The 25,726-nt window shown below is 54.3% G+C and carries 18 protein-coding genes and 1 tRNA gene; 17 read left to right on the forward strand and 2 right to left on the reverse strand.

The features are described from left to right. Positions 1 to 104: 104 nt before the first annotated feature. The 9 genes from purT (at position 105) to ACE6ED_RS21040 (ending at position 13,359) form a co-directional block, all read left to right on the forward strand. Positions 105 to 1,295 carry a formate-dependent phosphoribosylglycinamide formyltransferase gene (gene purT / locus ACE6ED_RS21000; protein ID WP_410829415.1) on the forward strand — a complete coding sequence of 397 codons (1,191 nt, stop codon included), beginning with the start codon at positions 105 to 107 and terminating at the stop codon, positions 1,293 to 1,295. Further along, positions 1,285 to 1,746: a GNAT family N-acetyltransferase gene (locus tag ACE6ED_RS21005; protein ID WP_410829372.1), complete on the forward strand. Its 462-nt coding sequence runs from the start codon at positions 1,285 to 1,287 to the stop codon at positions 1,744 to 1,746. Before purT ends, ACE6ED_RS21005 begins: the two co-directional genes overlap by 11 nt. Before the next feature lie 235 nt (positions 1,747 to 1,981). Next, positions 1,982 to 3,628, forward strand: a complete 1,647-nt coding sequence (locus tag ACE6ED_RS21010; protein ID WP_410829373.1) for a response regulator — start codon at positions 1,982 to 1,984, stop codon at positions 3,626 to 3,628. A gap of 2 nt (positions 3,629 to 3,630) precedes the next feature. Then, positions 3,631 to 5,502, forward strand: coding sequence for a sensor histidine kinase (locus ACE6ED_RS21015; protein ID WP_410829374.1), 1,872 nt, complete (start codon positions 3,631 to 3,633; stop codon positions 5,500 to 5,502). Then, complete coding sequence (locus ACE6ED_RS21020; protein ID WP_410829375.1) at positions 5,499 to 6,524, forward strand: substrate-binding domain-containing protein; 1,026 nt, start codon at positions 5,499 to 5,501, stop codon at positions 6,522 to 6,524. The genes ACE6ED_RS21015 and ACE6ED_RS21020 overlap by 4 nt, the downstream gene beginning before the upstream one ends. 350 nt (positions 6,525 to 6,874) lie before the next feature. Further along, entirely contained in the window at positions 6,875 to 7,942 is a 1,068-nt protein-coding gene (locus tag ACE6ED_RS21025; RefSeq protein WP_410829376.1) for a galactose ABC transporter substrate-binding protein, read from the forward strand. Positions 7,943 to 8,136: 194 nt separating this feature from the next. Further along, complete coding sequence (locus tag ACE6ED_RS21030; RefSeq protein WP_410829377.1) at positions 8,137 to 9,648, forward strand: sugar ABC transporter ATP-binding protein; 1,512 nt, start codon at positions 8,137 to 8,139, stop codon at positions 9,646 to 9,648. Positions 9,649 to 9,777: 129 nt separating this feature from the next. Further along, positions 9,778 to 10,785 (forward strand): galactose/methyl galactoside ABC transporter permease MglC, encoded by a 1,008-nt coding sequence (gene mglC, locus ACE6ED_RS21035; RefSeq protein ID WP_410829378.1) that lies wholly within the window; start codon positions 9,778 to 9,780, stop codon positions 10,783 to 10,785. 351 nt (positions 10,786 to 11,136) lie between these two features. Beyond that, on the forward strand, positions 11,137 to 13,359 hold the full coding sequence (locus ACE6ED_RS21040; protein ID WP_410829379.1) for a WG repeat-containing protein: 2,223 nt from the start codon (positions 11,137 to 11,139) through the stop codon (positions 13,357 to 13,359). Between the two features lie 244 nt (positions 13,360 to 13,603). Here ACE6ED_RS21040 and ACE6ED_RS21045 read toward each other — a convergent pair whose 3' ends face one another. Beyond that, entirely contained in the window at positions 13,604 to 15,112 is a 1,509-nt protein-coding gene (locus ACE6ED_RS21045; RefSeq protein ID WP_410829380.1) for an MDR family MFS transporter, read from the reverse strand. Positions 15,113 to 15,291: 179 nt separating this feature from the next. Between ACE6ED_RS21045 and ACE6ED_RS21050 the strand changes: the two genes are divergently transcribed. Then, on the forward strand, positions 15,292 to 15,903 hold the full coding sequence (locus ACE6ED_RS21050; RefSeq protein ID WP_410829381.1) for a TetR/AcrR family transcriptional regulator: 612 nt from the start codon (positions 15,292 to 15,294) through the stop codon (positions 15,901 to 15,903). A 331-nt stretch (positions 15,904 to 16,234) separates the two neighbouring features. Then, positions 16,235 to 16,948, forward strand: a complete 714-nt coding sequence (locus tag ACE6ED_RS21055; RefSeq protein ID WP_410829382.1) for a CAP domain-containing protein — start codon at positions 16,235 to 16,237, stop codon at positions 16,946 to 16,948. 138 nt (positions 16,949 to 17,086) lie between these two features. Here ACE6ED_RS21055 and ACE6ED_RS21060 read toward each other — a convergent pair. Continuing rightward, a tRNA-Lys gene (locus ACE6ED_RS21060) sits at positions 17,087 to 17,159 on the reverse strand. 422 nt (positions 17,160 to 17,581) lie between these two features. Here ACE6ED_RS21060 and ACE6ED_RS21065 point away from each other — a divergent pair. The 6 genes from ACE6ED_RS21065 to ACE6ED_RS21090 all read left to right on the forward strand — a co-directional run bounded on the left by ACE6ED_RS21065 (position 17,582) and on the right by ACE6ED_RS21090 (position 25,715). Next, positions 17,582 to 18,487, forward strand: coding sequence for a GDSL-type esterase/lipase family protein (locus tag ACE6ED_RS21065; RefSeq protein ID WP_410829383.1), 906 nt, complete (start codon positions 17,582 to 17,584; stop codon positions 18,485 to 18,487). Positions 18,488 to 18,527: 40 nt separating this feature from the next. Then, positions 18,528 to 19,505: an ABC transporter ATP-binding protein gene (locus ACE6ED_RS21070; protein WP_410829384.1), complete on the forward strand. Its 978-nt coding sequence runs from the start codon at positions 18,528 to 18,530 to the stop codon at positions 19,503 to 19,505. After that, entirely contained in the window at positions 19,498 to 20,487 is a 990-nt protein-coding gene (locus tag ACE6ED_RS21075; protein WP_410829385.1) for an ABC transporter permease, read from the forward strand. Before ACE6ED_RS21070 ends, ACE6ED_RS21075 begins: the two co-directional genes overlap by 8 nt. A gap of 69 nt (positions 20,488 to 20,556) precedes the next feature. Beyond that, positions 20,557 to 22,539, forward strand: a complete 1,983-nt coding sequence (gene parE / locus ACE6ED_RS21080) for a DNA topoisomerase IV subunit B (RefSeq protein WP_410829386.1) — start codon at positions 20,557 to 20,559, stop codon at positions 22,537 to 22,539. Between the two features lie 86 nt (positions 22,540 to 22,625). After that, positions 22,626 to 25,064 (forward strand): DNA gyrase subunit A, encoded by a 2,439-nt coding sequence (gyrA, locus tag ACE6ED_RS21085; RefSeq protein ID WP_410829387.1) that lies wholly within the window; start codon positions 22,626 to 22,628, stop codon positions 25,062 to 25,064. Between the two features lie 225 nt (positions 25,065 to 25,289). Then, positions 25,290 to 25,715 (forward strand): MarR family winged helix-turn-helix transcriptional regulator, encoded by a 426-nt coding sequence (locus tag ACE6ED_RS21090; protein ID WP_410829388.1) that lies wholly within the window; start codon positions 25,290 to 25,292, stop codon positions 25,713 to 25,715. Positions 25,716 to 25,726 lie beyond the last annotated feature (11 nt).

Raw genomic sequence — 25,726 nt, forward strand, 5'->3', positions numbered from 1 at the left:
CGTGATGAATGAAAATAAGATGGTAGAATACATGAAATTTCATGGGGATCGTCAACCGGTTTCAGAGCCGGGGCGAAATTTCGCGAAGAGGGTTGAAACTTGACATGTGGGGAGCGCCTTTGTCGGCTCACAGCTTCAAGCTGCTGCTCTTGGGCGGCGGCGAATTGGGCAAAGAAGTAATCATTGAGGCGCAGCGTCTCGGCGTGGAGACGGTCGTTATCGACGCTTATCCTGGAGCGCCGGCGATGGGCGTTGCTCACCGCAGCCATGTAACGAATATGCTGGATGCGGCGGCGCTGAAAGAAATTATTCGTCAGGAGAAACCCGATTGTATCGTTCCCGAGATCGAAGCCATTGCGACAGACGCGCTGCTGGAGCTGGAGGAGGAAGGCTTTCAGGTCGTTCCCACCGCTAGAGCAGCCAAGCTGACTATGGACCGTGAAGGCATTCGCCGCCTGGCGGCGGAGCAGCTGAACGTGCCTACGGCCGATTACCGGTTCGCAGACAGTCTGGACGAGCTGAAGGCGGCGGTTGCCGAGCTGGGAACGCCATGCGTGGTGAAGCCGATTATGAGTTCATCAGGCAAAGGGCAAAGCATATGCAGGCAGCCGGAAGACGCCGAGTCCTGCTGGCGGGCGGCGCATGAGGGCGCCCGGGCCAAAGGCACGCGGGTGATCGTGGAAGCTTTTGTCCGTTTTGACAGCGAGATTACCCTGCTTACGGTCCGGACGAAGGAAGGCACGATTTTTTGCCCGCCGATTGGCCACATCCAGAAGGACGGCGACTATGTGGAATCGTGGCAGCCGCATCCGATGAGTGCGGCCCAATTGGAAGAAGCCCACAAGATCGCCAAGGCTGTTACGGACGAACTGGGCGGGCTGGGTCTGTTTGGGGTCGAACTGTTTTTGACGGAGCAGGGCGTACTGTTTAGTGAAGTATCCCCCCGTCCGCACGATACGGGAATGGTTACGATGGTGACACAGGATTTATCGGAGTTTGCGCTTCATGTCAGAGCTATTCTGGGATTGCCAATCGGGCAGGTGGAGTTGGTTGCGCCAGGCGCATCGGCGACACTTAAAGCACAGGAGCAGGGAAGCAAGTTTCGGATTCAAGGTCTTGGCGAGGCGCTGCGGCTGCCCCGCACCCAGGTGAGGGTGTTCGGCAAACCGGAGATTCGTCCAGGCCGACGGATGGCGGTAGCATTAAGCACGGCGGATCATGTGGAAACGGCACGGACGGCAGCCCGACAGGCGGCGTCTCTGCTAAAAGTGGAGGTATTCGAGGATGAACAGTAGTGTGGCGTCACCGGTACTGCAAATTCGAAAGTTCAGCATGGAGGATCTGGATCGGATTACGGCAATGCTGCGGGAGGTTGGCTACCCGACAACGCTCAGCGTCATGAAAGAGCGGATGGAAGCCATGGAGCAGGACCCGCTGCACAGCGTATTCGTCGCCGAAATAAACAATCAGGTCGTCGGTATGGTGGATTTTCGCCAGGTCACTTCTTACTGCAAGCAGGACGAATGTATCGCGGAGATTACCGCATTGATCGTGGACGAACGTCTTAGAGGCCAGGGACTCGGCAGACGGCTGGTGTTGTCCGCCGAAGAGTGGGCCCGTGTTCAAGGCTGCAGCCAGATCTTCCTGAAAAGCGGCAACCGGGTGGAGCGTGCTCCGGCCCATGCGTTCTACCGCCGGATCGGTTTTGAGAAATCGGGCTACCGTTTCGTCAAATCGCTGGTATAGTCCATTTATCCAATCGAACTCATCCATCATACTACGGATCCATCCCGCTTGCGGCGGGGTGGTTTTTTTTCGCCCTTTTTTATTACCCTGGGTCCGATTGCCTTGAACCATACAATCTTTGGCAGAACGGTCTTCTCCCATTGCTTTTTGCGCGCCCATGATTACAATGGGAACATGACGTTACGTCAGCGCTCCCGCAAGCTGCGGGGGGAATTCAGATAAAGAGGGATGAGCGATGTACAAGCTGATTCTGGCGGAGGATGAAGAGGAAGTCAGAGAAGGAATCGTGCAGCAGATCGACTGGGCTGCTTATGGCTTTGAAGTTCCGGAGCATGCGGAGAACGGCCGGGAAGCCGCCGAGATGATCGACCGTCTGCTGCCAGACGTCGTCGTGACCGATATTCAAATGCCGTTTATGAACGGGCTGCAGCTGGCGGAGTGGATCCGGAGCAAGCATCCGGACACCAAAATCATTATTTTGACCGGATACGACGAATTTGAATACGCGCAGAAAGCGATCAAACTGCAGATCGACGAATATATTTTGAAACCGTTCTCCACCCAGGAGCTGATTGACGTTATCCTGAAGGTGAAGAGCCAGATTGAAACGGAAATTGCCGCAAAAGAGAATATTCACGTGCTGAGTGAGCATTACCGGAAAAGCCTGCCTGTGCTTAGGGAGCAGTTTTTGTCTTCGCTTATCTCGCGCCGTTTGCGCCAGGCCGAAATTGCGGACAAAAGCAGGGAATACGGCATCGACCTGTCCGGCCGGTTATTTCAAGCGTCCGTGCTCAGTGTGGATTACATCCGCGGCGGGGAGGCCGGCGGCAAGCCGGGAACGGTCCAGTCCCTCCGGGATACGGGCGACATCCGCCTTCAGCTGTTCGCCTGCCTGAACATTGCGGAGGAAATCTGCGGAAGGCACGGATTCGGCCGCGTGTTTGTCCACCGGGACGATCTGGTGCTGCTCACCTCGGCGCAGGATGAGGACCGGGAAGGGTTGGTTCAGCGGACAACTGCCGTACTGGAGGAGATTTTGCAGCATGTGCAGCGGTATTTGAAGCTGACGGTTACCGCTGGTTCCGGCACGGTATGCGAATCGCCCGCCATGCTGTACAACTCGTTTGCGGACGCTTCGTCTGCGCTGGATTACCGCGTGATTTTGGGCAATAACCGGGTGATCTGGATTGAAGATGTGGAGACGCGATCCGCCGCGGCGCTTCCGTTTGATGAGCTGGCGCAGCAGTCTTTGATCCGTACGCTCAAGCTGGGCACGGTGCAGGAATTAACCCGCGAGCTGGACGAGCTGTTCGCCGGACTGGATCTTGGCCAGGTGTCCGCAAGCGATTATCAGATCTTCCTGCTTGAGATTGTTACGTCGATTCTCCGTGTCGCCAAGGAAGCGGGCGCAGAACTGGAGGAATTGGCCGGTGGAGGCCTCGGCCTGCTGGCTGAGATCAACCGGTTTAACAATTTGGGCGAAGCTAAGCAGTGGATCGTCGGCGTCTGCACCCGGCTGATGGAATCCATTGCAAGTGAACGCCAGTCGGGCTACAACCAGCTGGTGGAGCAGGCGAAAGCCTATATCCGTGAGCATTACGGTGAACCCGATATTTCGATCGGCAAAGTGTGCAAGCATTTGCACATCAGCACCGGCTATTTCAGCAGCATTTTTAAAAAAGAAATGAAAATGACCTTCGTCAACTATCTGATGCAAATCCGGCTGGAGGCGGCCAAAGACCTGCTGCGTTCGACCGAGCTGAAGGCATTTGAAATTGCCGAGCGCATCGGATTCGCCGATCCGAACTATTTCAGCTTCTGTTTCCGCAAGAAATACGGCCAGTCACCAAAGGAATATAAGAACAGCGCTAGAGGAGGGTAAGCTTGCCGAAACAGAAGAAAATCCAGGTCCGGACCCAGCGGCGGATGAACGGAACGGCCAAGCTGTCTTCGAAGCTGCGCAGCATTCAGTTCATCATTACGCTGACTTTTACCGGAGTAGCCGTGCTTGTCGCTATAATCGTCAGCCTGCTGCTGTATGATAAATTTGCGAGCACGGCCGAAGACAATGCCAATCTGAATATGCAGCAAATTGTGGAGCAGGTGACGTACAATCTGGACCTGTATGTGGAGGGGATGCGCAATATTTACGAGATGGCCGAGCGGCAGATTGCGAACGTTGGTTCCATTGATTCGCCGGTGCTGCAGGAACGGCTGTCCACGATGATGCAGACGCGGGAAGACCTGTTTTCGGTGGCCGTGTTTACTCCGCAGGGCGAGCTGGTGCTGAATCAGCCTCAGTCAGCTATGCGGCGGAATACCAAACTTACAGAACAAAGCTGGTTTACCGAGCCTTCCAAAACCCAGGATATTTTCTTTTCTCCGCCGCATATCCAAAATTTGTTCGAGTACAAGTACAACTGGGTGGTTTCTATGAGCAAGCGGATTACCTACCGGGAAGGCGGCGTATCCAAAACCGGCATTTTGCTGATCGACTTCAACTTTCGTACCATCGACGAGCTCAGCAAGCAGGTCCAGCTTGGCAAACGGGGGTATGCCTACATTTTGGACAACCTTGGGAACATTGTGTACCACCCCCAGCAGCAGCTGATTTATGCGGGACTAAAATACGAAAACGTTGAGCCGGTGCTGGAATATTCGTTCCGCAGCTATCTGGACGAATCCACGGGTGAAAAGCGGTTTATTACAGTCCGGACGCTGCCCCAAACGGGCTGGAAAATTGTCGGCGTCGCCTACTATGACGAGATCGTGACGACCAAAAGAGATCTAAACCGTTTTTTGAGCGTGTTTTTGGCGGTTGTCATCCTGTGCGTAATTGTTGTGTCGATCCTGCTGTCCGCCCGCATCGCCCGGCCGATCCGCAGACTGGAACGCACCGTCAAGCAGGTGGGCGAAGGCGATTTGTATACACCGATCAACGTCAGCGGAGCCTATGAGGTGGAGCAGCTCTCCAAACGGTTTAATCAGATGCTGCAGCGCATCCGCCAGCTGATGGACCAGATTATTTTTGAACAGGAAGCCAAGCGGAAAGGCGAGCTTGAAGTGCTGCAGGCCCAGATTAACCCGCATTTTCTGTATAACACGCTGAATTCGGTCATCCGGCTTGCCGAACGGGGCAAAACGGACGAGGTGGTGCGGATGATTCAATCGTTATCGAAGTTTTTCCGGATCAGCCTCAGCAAAGGCAAAGCCTTCATCCGGATGGAGGAGGAGCTGGATCACATTCGGCATTACCTGGTTATTCAAAGCATCCGTTTCCGCGGCAAATTTACGTATGAAATCACCGCGGAGGAGCAGGTGCTTGGCCTTCGGACGCTGAAGCTGATTTTGCAGCCGATTGTGGAGAACGCGCTGTACCATGGGATTGAAATGATGCCGGATGAAGGCTTCATCTCTATTGATGCCAAACTGGAGGGGGGCAACGTGGTCATCCGGGTTAGCGACAACGGTCTCGGGATGAGCCCTGAAGTGATGAACGGCATTCTGAGCGGCAGTATAAGGAGCGACAAAGGCTCCGGTGTCGGCGTCAAAAACGTGCATGAGCGGATCGGCCTGTATTATGGCCGAGAGTACGGACTGGCTTTTGAAAGCGAGCTGGAGGAAGGAACCACGGTGACGATCACCTTCCCGGCGGAAATGGCGGAGCCTGCGGAAATGGCGAATTTGGCGGAACGGGCAGGACCGTCAGGACCGGCGAAACCTGCTGAGGGGCAGAAGGGAGGCGGAACGTCTTGAACCGGTATTTTCGTTATGCGGCTGCCCTGGTTTTGGCGATGGCGGCGGCCGGTCTGCTAGCCTCTTGTTCCCGCCAGGGGGATTTCATTGATACAGGGCAGTCCCGCAGCATTCATATGATCGTCAAAATGAACCGGGGCGACTATTGGAACACCGTCAAGCTTGGGGCTGAAGCGGCTGCGCGGGAGTTCAACGTCGACTTGACCTTCAAAGCGCCGGACGCCGAAACGGATATCGACGGGCAGATCCGGATGGTGGAAGAATCGGTTGCGAGCAAAGCGGATGCCATCATCCTTGCCGCCAGCAGCTATATGGGATTAGCGCAAGCCGTTGATCAGGCGTCGTATTCCAAAATCCCTGTGATCTCTGTCGATGCCGAGGTTGCTTCGGCGCGGGTGGTGTCCTATGTCGGCTCCAATGGATACGAGGCCGGGCAGAAATCGGCGGAGCGGCTGATCAAGCTGCTGGGCGGGCGCGGCGAAATTGGCATCCTCAATTTTACCAGCGTGGTTGAGCAATCCGAAGGAAAACGGTCCGGAAGCGTGATTGACTATGGGGCAAGGGATGCGGATGAGCGGGAAAAAGGGTTCCTGAACTATGTCGCCCGCTATCCGAATGTGCGGGTTGTCGAAATTCTGTACACCACCTCGGATATTGAAAACGCCAGGCAGTTAACGCGCGAACTGCTGCGGAAGCATCCATCGCTGGACGGGCTGGCCACGTTGAACGAAACGGCGTCGCAAGGGGCGGGCCAGATGCTGGAGGAGCTAGGCCAGACGGATATCCAGATGGTCGCATTCGACAGCTCGGCAACCACGATGGAAATGCTGCAGGCGGGCACAGTTCAGGCAACCGTCATCCAGAACCCGTTCAGCAACGGCTACCTAGCGGTCCGCCAGGCGGTGGAGGCACTGCAGGGCAAAGACATTTCCGAACGGGTGGATACGGGCACCAAACTGATTGATCTGGACAACATGCTGTGGCCTGAAAACCAGAAACTTTTGTTTCCGTTTGTAAAATAAAATCCATACGAAGATGCCATGCATCAAGCCGATTCCTCCGGCCGCTGGGGGAGTCGGCTTTTTTTGCGTGTGACGGGGCGGTATCAACCGGATAATCAGCCCAATTTCCCGCACACCTTCTACCTGGTTCCTCGTTCCGCCGCCGCGCAGCCGTATACCTGAACCAGAAACCGGAGAATTCTACTGCTAAGGAGATGAGAATTTTAATACAACAGAGGAGGATATTCTATTCGAAATCGCTTTCATCTACAGCATAATAAAGTTGTGCCCGGGAGAAAGAAAAAAGCGGGTGAAGCGCAAGGGGCAAATCAATAGAAACCTATTATTCAATTACCAGGAGGTCATTACCTATGAAAAAGATCACTTCCGTATTTATTGCAAGCGCACTGCTGGGCGCGGCTCTGACCGGCTGCGGCGGCGGCAACAACGCAGCGAACTCCGCAAACAGCGGCGGCAACACCCCGGCTGCGGGCGATTCGGCTAAAGCGCCAAAAGTCGGCGTGGCCATTTACAAATTTGACGACACGTTTATGACCGGCGTCCGCAACGCGATCCAGACCGCATCCGAGGGCATCGCCGAAGTGGATATCGTGGACAGCCAAAACTCCCAGCCGACCCAAAATGACAAAGTCGACCTCTTTATCACCAAAAAATACAACGGCATGCTGATTAACCCGGTTGACCGCACTGCGGCAGGCGTGATCATCGACAAAGCCAAAACCGCCAACACACCGGTCGTGTTCCTGAACCGCGAACCGCTTCCGGAAGACATGAAAAAGTGGGATAAAGTGTACTACGTCGGCGCCAAAGCGGAAGAGTCCGGCACCCTGTCCGGCCAAATCGTCGTCGACTACTGGAAAGCCCATCCTGAAGCTGACAAAAACGGCGACGGCGTACTCCAATACGTAATGCTGAAAGGCGAACCGGGACACCAGGACGCCGAGCTGCGCACTACCTTCTCCATCCAGGCTATTGAAGACGCCGGCATCAAGGTCGAGAAGCTCGCTGAAGACACGGCGATGTGGGACCGCGTAAAAGGGCAGGAAAAAATGGCAGCCTTCCTCGGCTCGCACGGCGACAAAATTGAAGCCGTATTGGCCAACAACGACGACATGGCCCTCGGCGCGATTGAAGCGCTGAAAGCTTCCGGTTACTTCACCGGCGACAAATATATGCCGGTCGTAGGTGTAGACGCTACCGCACCAGCCGTGCAGGCGCTGGAAGAAGGCACCATGCTCGGAACGGTTCTGAACGACGCCAACAACCAAGGTAAAGCCGCAATCACATTGGCTTCCGTACTGGCTAAAGGCGAAACGCCAAGCAAAGAAAACATCGGCGGGTTCGACATCACCGACAACCAATATGTATGGATTTCCTACAAAAAAATCACCAAAGAAAACGTGGCTGACGTGAAGTAATCCAGCCTCCGGCTTGTAACGAAATAGGGCATGTCCTGTACATGCGCAGCATCCAAGGAATCAGGTATCGCAGCAGCTAGACGGGCGGGGAGTGGAATTCCGCTCCCCCTCCTTCCTTCAAGTGGGATAGGAACCAGGACCAAACCGCTGTGCCTCTCATGGAAAAGAAAAATAGCGTAGGGGGCGTAACACATATGGCACAAAATGAATTTTTGCTGGAAATGACCAATATCACCAAAGAGTTCCCCGGCGTCAAAGCGCTGGACGGAGTTACTCTGCAGGTCAGACCCGGATCTGTTCACGCACTCATGGGCGAAAACGGCGCCGGCAAATCGACGCTGATGAAATGCCTGTTCGGCATTTATTCCCCGGACGGGGGCGAAATTCTGATTGATGGACAAAAAGTTGGCATCTCCAATTCCAATGACGCATTGGCGAACGGCATTTCGATGATCCATCAAGAGCTTCATCCGGTGCCTTTCCGGAACGTGATGGAGAATGTATGGCTGGGACGTTTTCCAACTAAAGGAATCGGGCCTATACAATTTATTGACCATAAAAAAATGTACCACGACACGAAAGCGTTATTCAAAGATCTGGATATCGATCTTGATCCCGAAACGCTGGTAGGCAAACTGTCCGTGTCGAAGGTGCAGTCCATTGAAATTGCAAAAGCCGTCTCGTTTCACTCCCGCATCATCGTGATGGATGAGCCAACCTCGTCGCTAACGGGCGTGGAAGTGGAGCATCTGTTCCGGATTATCCGGGATTTGAAACAAAGAGGCGTGTCCATCATATATATTTCTCACAAAATGGAAGAAATTCTGACGATCTCCGATGAGGTTACCATTATGCGGGACGGCAAAAAAATCGGCACCTGGCCGGCAGCGGAAATGACCACCGATCTGATTATTTCCCGGATGGTTGGCCGTGATCTGACAAGCCGGTTCCCGGAGCGGCACAATGTGCCGGGTAACGTCATTCTGAAGGTTGATAAGCTGACTTCGCCGGATCCGAAATCGTTTAAAGAGGTTTCCTTTGAGCTGCGGCGCGGCGAAATTCTTGGCGTCGGCGGATTGGTTGGGGCCCAGCGGACAGAGATCATTGAAGCGCTGTTTGGACTCCGGGCGGTCTCCTCGGGGACCATCTCCATCGACGGTAAACCGGTCCGGATCAATTCACCGGAAGACGCAAAAAAGCACGGCATGGCCCTGCTGACGGAGGAGCGGCGGGTGACCGGTATTTTTCCGGTGCTGTCGGTGCATGAAAATGGGGCGATTGCCAATCTGGACCGCTACAAGACGCCTTTTGGCCTGCTTGACAGCAAACGCAAAAAGGTGGAGGTCGACCAGATGGTCGAAAAGCTGCGGACAAAGACGCCGACCACCAAAACGCTGATCATGAACTTGTCGGGCGGCAACCAGCAGAAGGTGCTGCTGGCCCGGTGGCTGCTTACCGATCCCGACATTTTGCTGCTGGATGAACCGACCCGCGGCATCGACGTCGGAGCTAAATTCGAAATTTATACCATCATTGCGGATCTCGCCAAACAAGGCAAAAGCATCATTATGATCTCGTCCGAGATGCCCGAGCTGCTTGGCATGTCCGACCGCGTGATGGTTATGTCGGAAGGGCGTCTGACCGGCATTCTGGAGGGCGCGCAGGCAACGGAGACGGAAGTCATGCGACTGGCTGCGCAGCATTAGGATTCAGCTCCATTTTTTATCATGCGGCAGCCTGCAGGACAAGGACCGCAGTTTGCGGTTTTCGCCAGCCGTTCACCAAGGCAGCACCAGCCGCCATTTTCATCCATAAGCTCCTAGGAGGAACCCCATATGAACGTTAAAAAAGCGCAAAGCTTTATTTCCAATAACGCCATTTATATCGTACTTGTGATACTGATCCTCGGAATCGCTGTTTACGATCCGAATTTTATCGCCGTCAGCACGCTGCGGGATATCCTGATCCAATCTTCGACCCGGATCATCATCGCGCTTGGCGTTGCCTTCATCCTGATTACAGCAGGTACAGACTTGTCCGCAGGACGCGTTGTCGGCCTGACAGCGGTTATCTCCGCATCCATGCTGCAAATTCCTGACTATTCGCGGCGTTTCTTCCCGGATCTTCCGCAAATGTGGCTGATCGTGCCGATCGTCCTCGCCATCCTGGCAGGTTTAATCTGCGGTTTAATCAACGGTCTAATCGTTTCCAAGCTCAATGTGCCGCCGTTTATCGCAACACTGGGTACGATGGTTATCGTCTATGGCGTTAACTCCCTGTACTTCGATATGGAGCCAAACCAGTCGCAGCCGATCGGCGGATTGCGCAAAGACTTCACCGACCTTGGTTCCGGATTCATCGGCAGCGGCCAATATTCCATACCTTATATCGTATTGATCGCGCTTGGTGTGGCGGCTATCGTATGGGTGGTCTTTAACAAAACCAAGCTCGGCAAAAACATGTACGCAATCGGCGGCAACATTCAGGCAGCCAAAGTATCCGGCATCAACGTCTCCAAAAACCTGATTTATATTTACGCCATTGCCGGCTCGTTGTATGGTCTGGCCGGCGTCCTTGAAGCAGCAAGAACCGGCGGTGCCACCAACAACTATGGTAATATGTACGAACTCGACGCCATCGCGGCCTGCGTTGTCGGCGGCGTCTCGACTACAGGCGGAATCGGTACTGTCCCCGGCGTTCTGGTCGGCGTTATCATTTTCACCATCATCAACTACGGTTTGACCTTTATCGGCATCAGCCCTTATTGGCAGCTGATCATCAAAGGTCTGATCATCGTTGCGGCGGTTGCTTTCGATATGCGGAAATACTCCGCCAAACGGTAAGCTCTTTTCCGCTTCCAGCCGTCCCTTGTTTCCGGAAACCCGGAGACTGGGGACGGCTGTTTGCCGTTTCCGTTCCAATCCCCGTTCCAGTTTCTGTTCCATGTTGTCTCAACAGCCCTGTGCCAATGAATTGAATTGCTTTTTCCCGCTAACCCGCCAAGGCCGGGGTACCCAGCTGAACTACTACCCGCTAACTAGCCAACGCCGAGTAACCCCAATTGACTGCTTCTGGTTGCTATACCTCTTCCGGTAACCGGATGGGACTCCGCTTCATATGATATAGGCAAATGCCCTGCCCGGCTGGCTGCAGCAGCGGAGGGAGCGGGGGCGGGCGGGAAGGAGAGCGTAGATATGCTGGACGGGAAGAGACGGAACCAAGCAGACGACAAAACGTCTATCGTGTACGAAACGGAAGTCTGGAAGTGGGAGGATGGCGTGTGGACTCCGGCGGGGGCTGCGGAAGTCCGAGCAACACAAGCAGTGCGGCTTCCCGCTGTGCCAGGGTTTTACCGCATAGATTACTGGCCTGTTTATAACGCCGGTTATAAGCTGACAAGCATGGCGGCTACGGATCTGCCTGCAGAAGCGATTGTCTGGACAGAGGTGGATACTGGCGAGCAGGACGGGATAGAGGATACTGATGGGCAGGATGAGACAGTGGCGGATACCGGCGAGCAGGATGGTACAGAGACAGAACCCAGCGCCGGCGTGAAGGTCGGGAACGAGACGAATGCCGGCGTGCAAAATTGGCCGGAGCCAGAGATAAACTCTGGCGTGCAGAACAGGAGAGAGGCGGAGACGGACAAGGACACGGGTTTCACTATCCGGCCGGAATCAAGCTTGGAAACCCAAGAATCCGCTGCCGGGCTGGGACGATATCCGGCGCCGTTCTCCACGGCCAGCGGCGTCCGCTGGGGATATATTGACCGCACGGGACGCACCGCAATTGATCCGATTTACGACTATGCGGAGCCGTTTCAAAAAGACGGTCAGGCTGTTATCCAGTTGGGCGGACACAGCGGGAGAATCGATGTCTACGGCAGAGAAACACTGAAGCCGGTGTATTCCTATATCGGACCCACGACAGAAGGCAGAACTGTGGTATCCGATGACAAAGGATATTTTCTCCTGGACGAACAGGGCCGGCCCCTGACCCGAAAGCGTTACTCTTATTTAAACCCTGTAAAAGAAGGCAGGGCTTTGTTCAATGAAACTGCCGGGGACGGCCCTGTCCGGTACGGATACCTGGGATCGGACGGCGCCGTCGCGCTGCCCGCTGTCTATTTGGACGGCGGCGACTTTATGGACGGAAAAGCGCTTGTCCAGACAGGGCAGGCGGAGTTTGCGCTCATTGACCGAAACGGTAAGCGGCTGCAAACCTACCGTTATCCTTTTGTCGGAAGCCGCGGTGACGGCTACTTGGCGTTTCAGGCCAAAGAGAACGGACCTTACGGTTATTTGCATGAAGACGGGACCGTCCTTATTTCTCCACGATACACGCAGGCTCTTCCATTTGAAGACGGGCGTGCGGTAGTGAATACAGCGGCGGATTACGGCAGCCAGTACGGATTAATCGACTCCTCAGGACGGTTTGTGATCCCGCCACGGTTCAGCGACATCCAGCAGCTTGGGGAAAAACGGGTAGCGGCCGGAACGGCCCTGGACCCGGAGAAACCGTATCTTGGCAGCCGTTACGCGATCTACGATGCGGAGACTGGAACGCAGCTGAATCCCGGACCGTACCTGGCGGTGAACCGTTACGAGCAAGGTTTGGCGTCCGTTTCCGACGCAGGCTGGACCTTTTTTATCGACCGGAGCGGTCAACCGGCAGCACAGCCGCCCCGCCTGGCGGGCTCGGGAACCTTGACGCTGGAAGACGGCTTAATCCGGGCGGATGTGGACCGCCGGACGTCTTACTACAACCGTGCAGGACGCCTGGTCTGGAAGCAAAATACGGTGATTCCCCTGCGCCCGCCTTATTTGGTGGAGGAACGCAAATACAAGCCGAATCCCGATGTGCTGATTTATTATCCGGAGGTTCGGGGTATCCGCGATCCCGCAGTGGCCCAAACAGTAAACAAAAAATTGCGGGAGATGGCGCTTGCCGGCGAAGCTACTATACCTGAACCGGGTGAAGCTAGTTATAACGGCGATTTTTCGGTCCATTTTTTCCGCAAGCAGCTGCTAGTGCTTGAACTGGAGGGATACACTTATCCGTTTGGGGCGGCTCACGGCATGCCGACACGGGATTTTGCGCATATCGATCTCAAAACCGGCGAATTTTACCGGCTCGAAGACTTGTTTAAGCCCGGGAGCGATTATGTAAAAAAACTCAGTGCAATCGTAGGCGAACGAATCAAAAATGACCCGCAGTACAGCTATGTTTTCCCGGGCAGCTATAAAGGCATTGCGCCGGATCAGCCGTTTTATGTTGACGAGGAAGCGCTAACTCTGTATTTCGCGCCGTATGAAATTGCCCCTTACGCCGCGGGCTTTCCTTCTTTCCGGATCCCTTACGCGGAAATTATGGGATTAATCCGGACAGAAGGCGCGTTCTGGCAGTCGTATCACTAGGCAGAGCGGAATTGCCCTTGCTAACCGGAAATGCTGCGGCGCACCTCCCGCGGCGCAAAGAGGGGCGGTGCTGCGGCAGTAACTGTCAGTATCCGTCCCGACAGGTTTACAGCGTAAATGCTGAGCCGGTGAGACCAGGGGAAAAAAATAGAGAGCGGGGAGCCGCGAACGCATTTGCGTAACGTTCGATCCTTGGCCGCCGTGTACAATCGGTTAGGCTCCATCCGCCGTCCTGCATGTCTTTCTATCTCTTAAGCTTGGCGGAAGGTAGCCGGGCGTTCCCGAGCATCATACTAGCGATCAGTCCGGCCGCCACACAGATCACAGCCCCCCAGAAGACGTGCTGAATCGCTCCGGAGAACACAATCTCAAGTTCGTTTACCACATCCATTGGCAGGGTATTCCGAACGTTGCTGTCCAGCAGCATCTGCGGATTTGCCGGGGAGTCCAGCTTTCCTAGAAGACCAGTCATTCCCGAATTCAGCTGTGTAGACATAAAGCTGCCGAACACACTGACGCCGATTGTCCCGCCAATTGATCTGAAAAATTGGGAGGAGGCTGTCGCAACCCCCATCCGGGAGCTGTCTACCGCATTTTGGGCGGCCGTGCCGACGGTTGGATAGACGGCCCCCATCCCCAGTCCTACTATGATCATATCCACTATAATTCTTGTCTTGGTTGTCTCCGGCGATATTCCGGTAAGAAGAAGAAACCCGATACTCATCAAAATTAAAGAAGCAATAAGAATGGAGCGGTACGAGAAATGAATCATGAGTTTGCCTGCTGCGATGGAAGTGACGATTACGGACAGCATAAGCGGAGTCAAAATATAACCGGAGATAGACGATGACACGCCGATCACACCCTGTACGAATAAGGGAATATAGACGATCGCTCCGAACATTCCGGCACTTACGAAGAAGCCAACCGCATTTCCTACACCGATCGCCCTTACTTTAAACAAACCCAGCGGAAGGATCGGCTCGGCGACGCGTGTTTCGATCCACAGAAATGCGGCAAGGAGAATGCCTCCGCCCATGAACAAACTTAGAATTACCGGGGAAGTCCAATCATACGTCGCCCCCCCTGTACTATTATCACCGCCGAGCACCATCGCAAGCAGCAAGCTAACGATCCCCGCACTTAATGTAAGGGCGCCTGGCCAATCGACAGGCCGCCGCTCGCGAAGACCGGATTCCTTGAAGGTGACTGTAACGATGACCAGAGCAAAAAGGCCAAGTGGAATATTGATGAAGAAAATCCAGCCCCAATGCCAATAATCAACGATGACTCCACCGAGGGAAGGCCCGAAAATGCTGGATACCGCCACAACCGCTCCGAACAATCCCATGAATTTGCCGCGTTGTTCGGGGGGATACAAATCCGCGACGATCGTCATGGAGATGGGCATTAATGCACCTGCACCTAAGCCCTGAATTCCTCTGAACACTATAAGTTCCGTCATTCCGGAAGCAAACCCGCAAAGGGCTGAGCCTGCGAGGAATAGGGACAGGCCAATTATCATCATTTTTTTGCGTCCCCATAGATCGGCCAGCTTGCCGTAAACCGGCATAGTCGTAGTGGATGCCAGCATGTAAACCGTAAACACCCAGCTGTAATAGGAGAATCCCCCCAGTTGACTTACAACGGATGGCATGGCTGTGGATACAATGGTTTGATCCAAGCTGGACAGGAACAGTCCGAGCAGCAGTCCCCATACCGTCCATTTTGATGCGTTTTCCCGGTTTTTCATTAGATTGCCTTCCTCTCTTTTTAATTCGACACCGTGTTGCTTTTGCGTCGGTGCGTTGTTTATAATAAAAGAAAGAAGAAAGCCGAACAACCAGCAAATTTTCCGGGAATGCCGCATATTCGACAGACGGGCTGCGGATGTAGAATAACCGGGCATCAAATTGACAAAGGGGGATAAAGATGTCGACTCCTAACGAGACGCTGGATCCAAGAATCAAGAGAACCCATCAGCTTATTCGAGACGCCTTTCTTTCTTTGATGCAGGAAAAAAGATTCGAACAGATTACCGTTCGCGACATCGCCGCGCGCGCGGAGATCAATCGGGCGACTTTTTATCTGCACTACCAGGACAAATATGAACTGCTGAATCAAATCGTAGAAGAAATGCTAATTGAGTTTGAGGCCATTTTCCAGTTGCCGGAGGGATTTGGGGTAGAGGATTTTATCTCCGACCCGAATACGCCGCCGGAATCCTTTATACGTCAATTTGAGCATATTGCTGAAAATGCACGATTTTATAAAGTGATGCTGGGACCTCACGGACTGCCGGGATTTGCGGCAAGGCTGGACAGCATAATCAGTAAGTCGTTATACCATCGGTCGATTATTGCCGAACCCAGCGACAACAAAATGAAGATGCCTCGGGAAATCATCGTTCGTTATGTTACCGCCGCCCATCTTGGTATCATCGTATACTGGCTGGAAATGGATATGAACTTTTCGCCCCAGTACATGGCTGCTCAGTTGATCCGTCTACATTCGCTCGGGTCCGTGGAATGTGTGAAGGGTTAACCATTTAAATATCGTTTTACGGTTTGGAGAATTTGTAAGAAGGCCGGTTTCTGTTGAATTCTTTATTTCGGCATTCAGATGGGTAGTACTTCTCCGCAAACCGCTGATCAGCAGCATCAACCCGCACCTTTCCTCTCAGGAGAGGTGCTATTTCGCGTACGCAAAACTTAAGAATTACCCATTTTTTTGTCGAACAAAACAGAATTTCTATAAATTAGTAGCCCACAAGTCAATTTTCTATGTTACAATAGCGAAGGGTTATTACATTTTTGTAACCATTCAGCTTTATTGGACAAGCATTTCTACTACTTATACCAAGGGAGATGACAGCTTGAAGAACAGATGGTGGAGAGCGGTAGTTGGGGGAAGCGCAGCAGCAGTGATGGCAGTGGGGATTATGATGCCGTCGGCGGCGGAAGCGGCAACTTCAAATCAGGTGGATTATTCGTACATTTATAAATATATTCAGACCATGTTTCCGGGCAGTCAGCAGGTGCAGACACCCGCAACACCTGCACCAGCTCCTGTTGTAACGAAGCCGGTCCAGGCACCAGTGCAGCAGCCGGTACAGCAACCGGTACAGCAACCGGTACAGCAACCGGTACAGCAACCGGCAGCTCAGCCAGCGCCGGTAAGCTCCAAGCCTGCGGCAGATCAAGTGGCAGCAGGAGATTCCTCGAGCTATGTGAAGCAGGTTGTGTCGCTGGTTAACCAGGAGCGGGCCAAAGCGGGACTGAAACCGCTGACCGCACTGGACAGCATCAACCGCGTGGCGGAAGCCAAAGCTGCGGATATGCGGACAAACGGATATTTTTCGCACACTTCTCCAACGTACGGCTCGCCGTTCGATATGATGAAGAGCTTTGGTGTAACATATAAGGCCGCTGGCGAAAACATTGCCATGGGTCAGCGGACACCGCAAGAAGTAATGAAGGCTTGGATGGAGAGCCCGGGCCACCGCAGCAACATTTTGAGCGCCAACTTCACGCACATCGGCGTAGGATTCGATAATAACTATTGGGTTCAAATGTTTGTTGGTAAATAAGCAGCAGCCAGCACGGCGTTTCCGCGAATAGGCGGGACGCCGTTTTTTATTTTTTTTTGCCGCCTGAAAGCCGTGTTTGCGGTGGTCAGCAGATAAAAAAAGAACCTTTCCGGCATCCCGGAAAGGTTCTTGTGTCAATGGGTTATGCAGGGGTCGAACCTGCGACCTGCCGATTAAGAGTCGGCTGCTCTACCAACTAAGCTAATAACCCGAAACAACTAACATTGAAGATTATACAGCAGATAACCGGGCTTGTCTAGTGCTTTTTTTAAATTTATTGTTAGAGGCAACGGCCGTTTGACATCCTGCTAAAATGGACATTATAGTTCAAAAAAAGTAGAGACTAGCGGAGATTTCATTAACGTTAGAACTTCGGCCGCACTGCATATTGTGGCTTATTCAGTGGCAAATTTTTTTGATTTTGTCCATTTGCAAAATAACGGAAGAACAATTAAGGTTATTTACATCAGTGTTTTGCATAAACTTGCGTTTTTACTCCAAAGATTGAATCCGGGGACCCCGGCATGACTATCCGCCTTTTGATCTAGGTTGAGGGGAGATACGCTGAATCCGTGCGATACCCTAGGATTGAGCATTAACAATATGCATGATGACAGCACCGGAGGGATGACAATGAAAGATTCCAGATGGACGTGGCGTATTGTCAGCCTGGTCGCTGGATTAACCACACTGCTGCTGGTTTTCGGGTTTGGATATGCCGTAAACGACATTGTGAATCCAGCGGCAGAAGCTTCCGGTCTGGCGGCAAAAGACGAGACACAGCAGCAGCAGCCGGTTCAGGACGGAACGCTGCGGGTTGTTGCGCTTGGCGATTCGCTGGCAAAAGGGACTGGCGACAACACAGGCAGCGGATTTGTCCGGCGTGCCCTCGCCGGACTGCAGAAGCAGGGCGCCGAAGTTGAATTGCTCGGCAACCTGGCTGTAAACGGCCTGACAACAGCCGGGTTGCTGGAGACGCTGGATGATACGGGCGTGCAGTATGCGCTCAAGCGGGCGAACGTTATTATCCTCTCCATTGGCGGGAACGACCTGTTCCGAGGCACCGGCATTTTAAGCGGTGCTGCGGGGGCTGGTCAACCTGCAGGGGCGGAGCGGGCGGATGAAGCGGCGTCCGCGGCCGACGGACAGGCTGCACCCGGCACCGGACAAGAGCCGGCGGGCGAGGAGATCGACCCGGAGGAGCTGCTTCAGGCGCTGCCGGAGGCTTCCGGACGGCTGCAGACGATTTTGCAGCGAATTGCGAAGCTGAATCCCGATGCGCAGGTGTACTATATCGGACTGTATAACCCGTTTGGCGACGTGCCCGATCTGCTGATTCCCGGCAACCAGGCGGTTACCGCCTGGAATAATGCCGCGCTCGATATCATTAATCAGCATCCGCGGATGGCGCTTGTTCCGACACTCGATCTGTTCCGCAGCCAATATGACCGCTATTTGTCGTCGGATCATTTCCACCCGAGCGGTGAAGGATATCAGCGCATTGCCGACCGCATTACCCAAGCGGTGATTCTCCCTTGATTCATCCTGACCCGCGAAACCGTACAGAGGAGTGAAACGCATGAGCATCCCCGCAGCGGAAGAAGGCAAGGACATCGTCCTGTCCGTCGACCATGTCCGCAAAAAAATCGGACGCAAATGGATTATAGATGACGTTACCTTTGATGTCAGAGAAGGCGAAGTGTTTGGCTTTCTGGGTCCCAACGGAGCGGGCAAAACAACGACAATCCGCATGCTTGTCGATTTGATCCGCCCCAGCGCAGGCACCATCACCGTGTGCGGATACAATGTCAACCGGAATCCGGAAAAAGCGCTTGCCTACGTCGGGTCGATCGTCGAGAATCCGGAAGTGTATACGTATCTGACCGGCTGGGAGAACCTGCAGCATTTTGCCCGGATGCAGCCCGGCATTGATGAACGGCGGATCGCCGAGGTAGTCGATATCGTCCGGCTTGACCAGCGGATTCACGATAAAGTAAGAACCTATTCGCTTGGGATGCGGCAGCGTTTGGGCATTGCCCAAGCGCTCCTTGGCCGTCCCCGGCTGCTCATTTTGGACGAGCCGACCAACGGCTTGGACCCCAAAGGCATCAAGGAGCTGCGGGAGTTCATCCGGAAGCTGGCGGACGAAGGGCTCGCCGTATTTGTCTCCAGCCACCTGTTGAGCGAAATTCAACTGCTCTGCGACCGGGTTGCGATTATCAGCAGGGGACGGGTGCTGGCTGTCGGGGGTGTGCAGGAGCTGGTCTCCCGCAATTCGCCATACGTCGTCTGGGAGCTGGAACCGCACGAACGGGGCGCTGAAGTGCTGACACGTCTGGGCATTCGCACCGAAAACCGGAGCGAGGTGGTGCTGGACGACACGGTTACTGCAGGGATGGACGAGCATGCGGCGGTCACCATTATGGATGACGCGGGAATTCCTGCGGCAGTAGCGGAACTGGTCGCTTCCGGCGTCCAGGTTAAAGGCGTGCATAAAATCAATCCGACTCTGGAACAGCTATTCTTGAAACTGACGGAAGGTGAGAGCATTGACTAGTCTGCTGCCGCTGATTCGGAACGAGACGATCAAGATCATCAAGAAAAAGCGCTTTTATGTTATTCTGCTCATTCTGGCCGTGCTGATTCCCATGTTCACTTACGCTCAGATGCGGATCGCCGAGCGGAGCCGGGACAATTTCAAGTCCGACTGGCGGCTGGAAATCCAGCAGCGGATCACGGACAATGAAAATTCGCTTGGCAGCGACCGCATCCCGGAGGAGTGGAAGACGTACCGGCGTATTTTTATACAGCAGCTCCAGTATTACCTCGAGCATGACGTGAATCCGAACGAGCCGAGCGGCGTGACCTTTACCCGGGAATTTTTGGACAACTCCATCGCGCTGTTTGTGCCGCTGCTCATTATGGCGGTCGCCTCGGATCTTGTATCAGGGGAACGGACAACGGGAACGATCAAAATGCTGCTCACCCGCCCGGTCAAACGCTGGAAAATCCTGTTCAGCAAACTGGTGGCCCTGCTGATGTTCATCTCGCTGACCGTGCTGGCGACCGTGCTCATTTGTTATTTAATTTCGGGTCTAGTGTTCGGCTATGGTGGATTTAATGTCCCGGTTTTTACCGGTTTTCAGATCAGCGGGGATACGGTCGATATGTCGGCGGTGCACGCCGTGCCGCAGTGGAAATATCTGTTGATGCAGAGCGGTCTCGTTTGGTTTGTCGGTGTGATCGTCGGCCTGCTGGCCTTTATGATTTCGGTCCTTGTGCGGAGCACCGCGGCGAGTATCGTCGTCATGATGGCCGCGCTGATTGCCGGCAGCATATTGACCAACATGGCATCGGCCTGGACATCGGCAAAATACCTCTTTATGGTGAACCTGGATTTGACCTCCTATTTGGCCGGAACGCCGGCTCCGATCGAAGGCATGTCGCTGCCGTTTTCCCTTGCCGTGCTTACGGTTTGGGGGCTGGCGGCAGTAATCGTTTCATTCGCCGTCTTTACGAAAAGGGATATTTTGAATTAGAATGTACAGAGCAACCAAAACATTTGTTTGCATTTGAGCTTTTGGGAAGATAAAGAAGGAGGAGCATGAATGCTCGAACAGATCGACATGTTTTCTGAGGCTTCGAAGAACGGCGGTACAAGCCGGTCGGGATACGATGCTGACGACATTCAGGTGCTCGAAGGTCTGGTAGCGGTCCGCAAACGGCCGGGCATGTATATCGGCAGCACAAGTGCATCGGGCCTGCACCATCTGGTATGGGAAATCGTCGACAATGCCGTTGACGAACACTTGGCGAAGTTCGCCACCAAAATTGACATTACGCTGCGGAAAGACGGTTCAGTTACCGTCATTGACAACGGGCGCGGCATTCCGACAGGCATGCATAAAACCGGTGTTCCGACGCCCCAGGTCGTCTTTACAATTCTGCACGCCGGAGGCAAGTTTGGCGGATCCGGATACAAGAAATCCGGCGGCCTGCATGGGGTAGGCGCCTCCGTGACGAACGCGCTGTCCGAGTGGCTGGAAGTGGAGATTTACCGTGAGGGCAAAATTCACCGCCAGCGGTTCGAATACTGGGTGGACGAATCCGGCAAGGAGCATGTAGGCGAGCCGGTGACTGGACTGGAAGTGCTTGGCAATACCAATAAAACCGGCTCGAAAATAACGTTCAAGCCGGATATCCGCGTGTTCCAGAGCGGCATCAACCTGAACTACGAGACGCTGGCCGAGCGCCTGCAGGAAATCGCCTTTTTGAATTCGGGACTGCGGATTACGCTGACCGACGAACGGGCGGGGCGTTCGGACGAATATTATTATGAAGGCGGAGCAAGCCAATTCGTCCAGTTTTTGAATGAAGGCAAAGATGTGCTGCATGATGTAATTCACTTCAGCTCCGAGAAAGACGATATTGAAGTGGAGATCGCCCTGCAGTATAACGGCGGTTATACGGAAACGCTGGCTTCATTCGTCAACTCGATTCCGACACGCAGCGGCGGCACGCACGAGACGGGCTTCAAGACTGCCTACACGCGGGTGATGAACGAATACGCACGGCGGATGCAGATGCTGAAGGAGAAGGACAAGAACCTGGACGGCAGCGATCTGCGTGAAGGCATGATGGCGGTCATCAGCGTAAAAATGTCCGAGGTCGAGTTCGTCGGCCAGACGAAAGACCAGCTTGGCAGCGCTTCGGCGCGCGGGGCGGTTGACGCCGTGGTCACCGAGAATATGCAGACCTTCCTGGAGGAAAACCCGCAGGTGGCGCAAAGTCTGCTGCGTAAAGCGATCCAGGCATCGAAGGCGCGTGAGGCGGCCCGCAAAGCGCGTGACGAAATCCGCACCGGCAAAAAGCGGAGCGAAAGCTCCAATCTGGGCGGCAAGCTGTCTCCAGCCCAGTCGAAGGACTATTCCCGGACCGAGCTGTTTATTGTGGAAGGTGATTCTGCCGGCGGCTCCGCCAAACAGGGCCGCGACTCCAAAATTCAGGCGATCCTGCCGCTTAAAGGCAAACCGATGAACCCGGAGAAGGCAAAGCTGCTGGAAATTCTCAAGAACGACGAATACCGGGCGATCATCAATGCGATTGGCGCCGGCATTGGTACGGAGTTTGCCGTTGAGGACAGCAATTATTCCAAGATTATCATCATGACTGATGCCGATACCGACGGCGCCCACATCCAGGTGCTGCTCCTTACGTTCTTCTACCGCTACATGAAGCCGCTGATCGACGCCGGCCGGGTCTATATCGCCCAGCCGCCGCTCTACAAACTGACCCGTAAATCCGGGAAGCTGGAGCAGGTGCGTTATGCGTGGACGGACGAGCAGCTGCAGAACTATCTGAAGGAATTCGGCAAAAACTTTGAACTGCAGCGTTACAAAGGACTCGGCGAGATGAATCCCGAACAGCTGTGGGAAACGACGATGAATCCGGACAGCCGCACGCTGCTTCAGGTTCAAATCGAAGACGCTGCCAAGGCGGAACGGCGCGTCTCGACGCTTATGGGCGACAAGGTTGACCCGCGCAAGCGCTGGATTGTGGAGAATGTCGATTTTACTGAAATCGAAGAATAGCGGTGCTGCCGCTTTTTTTCGCTTTTAAGCGAAAGTAATGGGCCAGGTGTTTGAAGGACGAAGTATGAGGAACAGAAGGTGAAGCGATGAGTTTATCGGAACAATTTATGCCGGCATTTCTGGAGGAGGTCGTCGGCGACCGCTTCGGACGGTATTCCAAATATATTATCCAGGACCGGGCGATTCCCGACGTGCGCGACGGGCTGAAGCCGGTACAGCGCCGGATTTTGTACGCGATGTACGACTCGGGCAATACGCCGGACAAGCCGTACCGCAAATCGGCGAAAACGGTCGGCGATGTAATGGGCAACTACCATCCTCACGGTGACTCCTCGATTTATGAGGGAATGGTGCGGATGGCCCAGCCTTGGAAAATGGGGCATGTTCTTGTTGACGGACACGGCAACTGGGGTTCGATGGACGACGATCCGGCGGCCGCGATGCGGTACACCGAAGCCCGCTTGTCGCCGATTGCGCTGGAGATGCTGCGCGATATCGAGAAGCGGACCGTGCAGTTCAAAGACAATTTCGACAACACGGCCAAGGAGCCGGTTGTGCTGCCTTCCCGCTACCCGAATCTGCTGGTTAACGGCACAAGCGGCATTTCGGCGGGATTTGCTACCGAAATCCCTCCGCATAACCTGCGTGAGGTCATTGACGCCTGCATCGCCGTGATGCAGAAGCCGTCAATTGAGCTGGAAGAGATCATGACATTTATCAAAGGTCCGGACTTCCCGACCGGCGGCCTGATTATGAGCGGGGACGGAATTCTGGACGCTTACCGGACGGGCAAAGGGCGCATTTACCTGCGGTCGAAGACGGAGATTGAGAACTTGCGCGGCGGCAAGCAGCAGATTGTAGTCACGGAAATTCCGTTCCAGGTTGTCAAATCGCGTCTCGTTACCGCAATGGAGAATATCCGGCTGGAGAAAAAAATCGACGGAATTGCCGAAGTCCGTGACGAAAGCGGCCGCGAAGGTCTGCGGATTGTAGTCGAGCTGAAAAAAGAAGCGGACGCGCAGGGCATCCTCGCATACCTGCTGAAGAAAACCGATCTGCAGATCGCCTACAATTTCAACATGGTGGCAATCGTCAACAAAGCGCCGCAGCAGCTTGGACTGAAAGCGATCATCGAAGCTTACATTGCGCATCAGCGTGAAGTCGTTACCCGCCGCACGCAGTTCGACCTGGAGAAGGCCGAAGACCGCGCGCATGTGCTGGAAGGCCTCGTGAAGGCGCTGAACATCCTGGATGAGGTGATTGCGGCGATCAAAGCCTCCAAAAACCGCCAGGATGCGCAGAACAACCTGGTGTGGATGTTTGGGTTCAGCGAACGGCAGGCGGACTCCATACTTACCCTGCAGCTGTACCGGCTGACCAATCTGGAGATTAACCAGCTGGAAAAGGAACATAAAGAGACCGAAGCCAAGATTGCCACGCTGCGCGGCATTCTGGAGAGCGACAAAAAGCTGGTCAGTGTCATCCGCAAAGAGCTGCTGGAAATCCGGGATAAATACGGCATCGAACGCCGCTCTGCGATTCAAGAGGAAGTTGAAGAGATCAAGGTCAGCATGGATGTGCTGGTCAACGCCGAGGATGTGCTGGTTACGCTATCGGCCGATGGCTACATCAAACGGACGGGCATGTTGTCCTTCACCCGTTCGGGCGGCGAGCGGAGCGCTTCCGGCGTCAAAGACGGCGATCACGTGCTGACGCTGCTTGATGTGAACACCCGCGACAATCTGCTTGTGTTTACGCGAAAAGGCCAATATTTCCTGCTCCCCGTTCATCAAATTCCGGAGTTCAAATGGAAAGAGCCGGGGACGGCCATTGTCAACGTTGTGGGACTGGCGAAGGGAGATACCGTCGCATCTGTCATTCCGGTGTCCAGCTTCGAGCAGCCCGGGAAAACGCTGGTGTTCGTTACCCGCAAAGGCCAGGTGAAACGAACCGATCTGAAAGAGTATTTCACCAGCCGCTCCGGTGCCGTAGCCGCCTGCAAGCTGGGGGCCGGCGATGAAGTGCTGTCCGTTACGCTTAGCGAAGGCGGAGAAGATCTCGTCTTGATTACCCGCGACGGCTTAAGCATCCGTTTTGCCGAAAGTGAAGTGAACCCGATGGGCCGCGTCGCCGCCGGTGTCCGCGGCATTCAGCTGCGGGAGGATGATGAGGTGATTTCCGCGCTGTGGGTGCGGGAAGACGAAGGGGAGATTCTCACCTTTACCGAAATTGGATACGGCAAACGGTCGCTGCTGGCCGATTACCCGGCACAAAGCCGCGGCGGCAAAGGCATGCCGACGTTTGAGTTTAAGGAAGGGAAACGGGTAAAACCAAACGGCTCCCGTCTGTCCGGCGCATTCTACTGCAGAGAACCGCTGGAGTTAACCGCTGTGACTCGTGAAGGAACCGTACACCAGCTTACCTCGGAGCAGGCTCCGCTTGGAGAACGCCGTTCAATTGGCAAACTGCTGATTCCTGTTGAGAAGAAAGACGAGATTGATCAGCTGTTCCTTGCTATAAAATAACTTCCGGACACGATAGGTTCGGCAGCACAGCGCCCGGACAGGGGAGTATCTCCCTGGTCCGGGCGTTTTCGCTTTTAGCCTTTATAATCTGTCCTGCGTAAGTTCAGTTGATGAACGTAAAAATTTTTCCCTTTTGCAGGAAAAACGGTCGACCAAAGCGAATTGTAGATATAACAAAGTTTTGGCAGGACCGCCTTAGTTACGCACAGAAAGGATGAAACAGTCGTGTATTCCTCGGAATTCGGCAAAATCTGGCTTAAGCTGCTGAAAGAATATAAGCAGCATATGGACAACCGGTTGGCGCCGACGCTGACGGATGCGCAGCTGACGGTGCTTGAAGTGCTGACGGAGCGCGAAGCAATGAAGCCGTCGGAGCTCATTCCTTATTTATCCACCAGCGCGGCGGCCGTTACGATGCTGCTCGACCGGATGGAGAAAAACGGACTGATCAGCCGCGAGCGGGACAGCGCCGACCGCCGGCTCGTCTGGGTCAGCATTACGGATACCGGCCGGCAGGAGACCGAACGGGGACTGCGGATACGGAATGAATTTTTTGCCGGCGCGCTGGATCATATCTCCGCACATAATCAGCAGCTGCTGCTGTACTTAATGGGGAAACTGGTGGCCGTGCCCGAACCGGCAGGTACATGACCACTGCATAT

The organism is Paenibacillus nanchangensis (assembly GCF_046543445.1).
Classification (GTDB): domain Bacteria; phylum Bacillota; class Bacilli; order Paenibacillales; family Paenibacillaceae; genus Paenibacillus_AQ; species Paenibacillus_AQ nanchangensis.

Coding starts and splice junctions, on each gene's coding strand:
- purT (WP_410829415.1), top strand. CDS start 105: ATGTGGGGAGCGCCTTTGTCGGCTCACAGCTTCAAGCTGCTGCTCTTG.
- ACE6ED_RS21005 (WP_410829372.1), top strand. CDS start 1,285: ATGAACAGTAGTGTGGCGTCACCGGTACTGCAAATTCGAAAGTTCAGC.
- ACE6ED_RS21010 (WP_410829373.1), top strand. CDS start 1,982: ATGTACAAGCTGATTCTGGCGGAGGATGAAGAGGAAGTCAGAGAAGGA.
- ACE6ED_RS21025 (WP_410829376.1), top strand. CDS start 6,875: ATGAAAAAGATCACTTCCGTATTTATTGCAAGCGCACTGCTGGGCGCG.
- ACE6ED_RS21030 (WP_410829377.1), top strand. CDS start 8,137: ATGGCACAAAATGAATTTTTGCTGGAAATGACCAATATCACCAAAGAG.
- mglC (WP_410829378.1), top strand. CDS start 9,778: ATGAACGTTAAAAAAGCGCAAAGCTTTATTTCCAATAACGCCATTTAT.
- ACE6ED_RS21040 (WP_410829379.1), top strand. CDS start 11,137: ATGCTGGACGGGAAGAGACGGAACCAAGCAGACGACAAAACGTCTATC.
- ACE6ED_RS21045 (WP_410829380.1), bottom strand. CDS start 15,112: ATGAAAAACCGGGAAAACGCATCAAAATGGACGGTATGGGGACTGCTG.
- ACE6ED_RS21050 (WP_410829381.1), top strand. CDS start 15,292: ATGTCGACTCCTAACGAGACGCTGGATCCAAGAATCAAGAGAACCCAT.
- ACE6ED_RS21065 (WP_410829383.1), top strand. CDS start 17,582: ATGAAAGATTCCAGATGGACGTGGCGTATTGTCAGCCTGGTCGCTGGA.
- ACE6ED_RS21070 (WP_410829384.1), top strand. CDS start 18,528: ATGAGCATCCCCGCAGCGGAAGAAGGCAAGGACATCGTCCTGTCCGTC.
- parE (WP_410829386.1), top strand. CDS start 20,557: ATGCTCGAACAGATCGACATGTTTTCTGAGGCTTCGAAGAACGGCGGT.
- gyrA (WP_410829387.1), top strand. CDS start 22,626: ATGAGTTTATCGGAACAATTTATGCCGGCATTTCTGGAGGAGGTCGTC.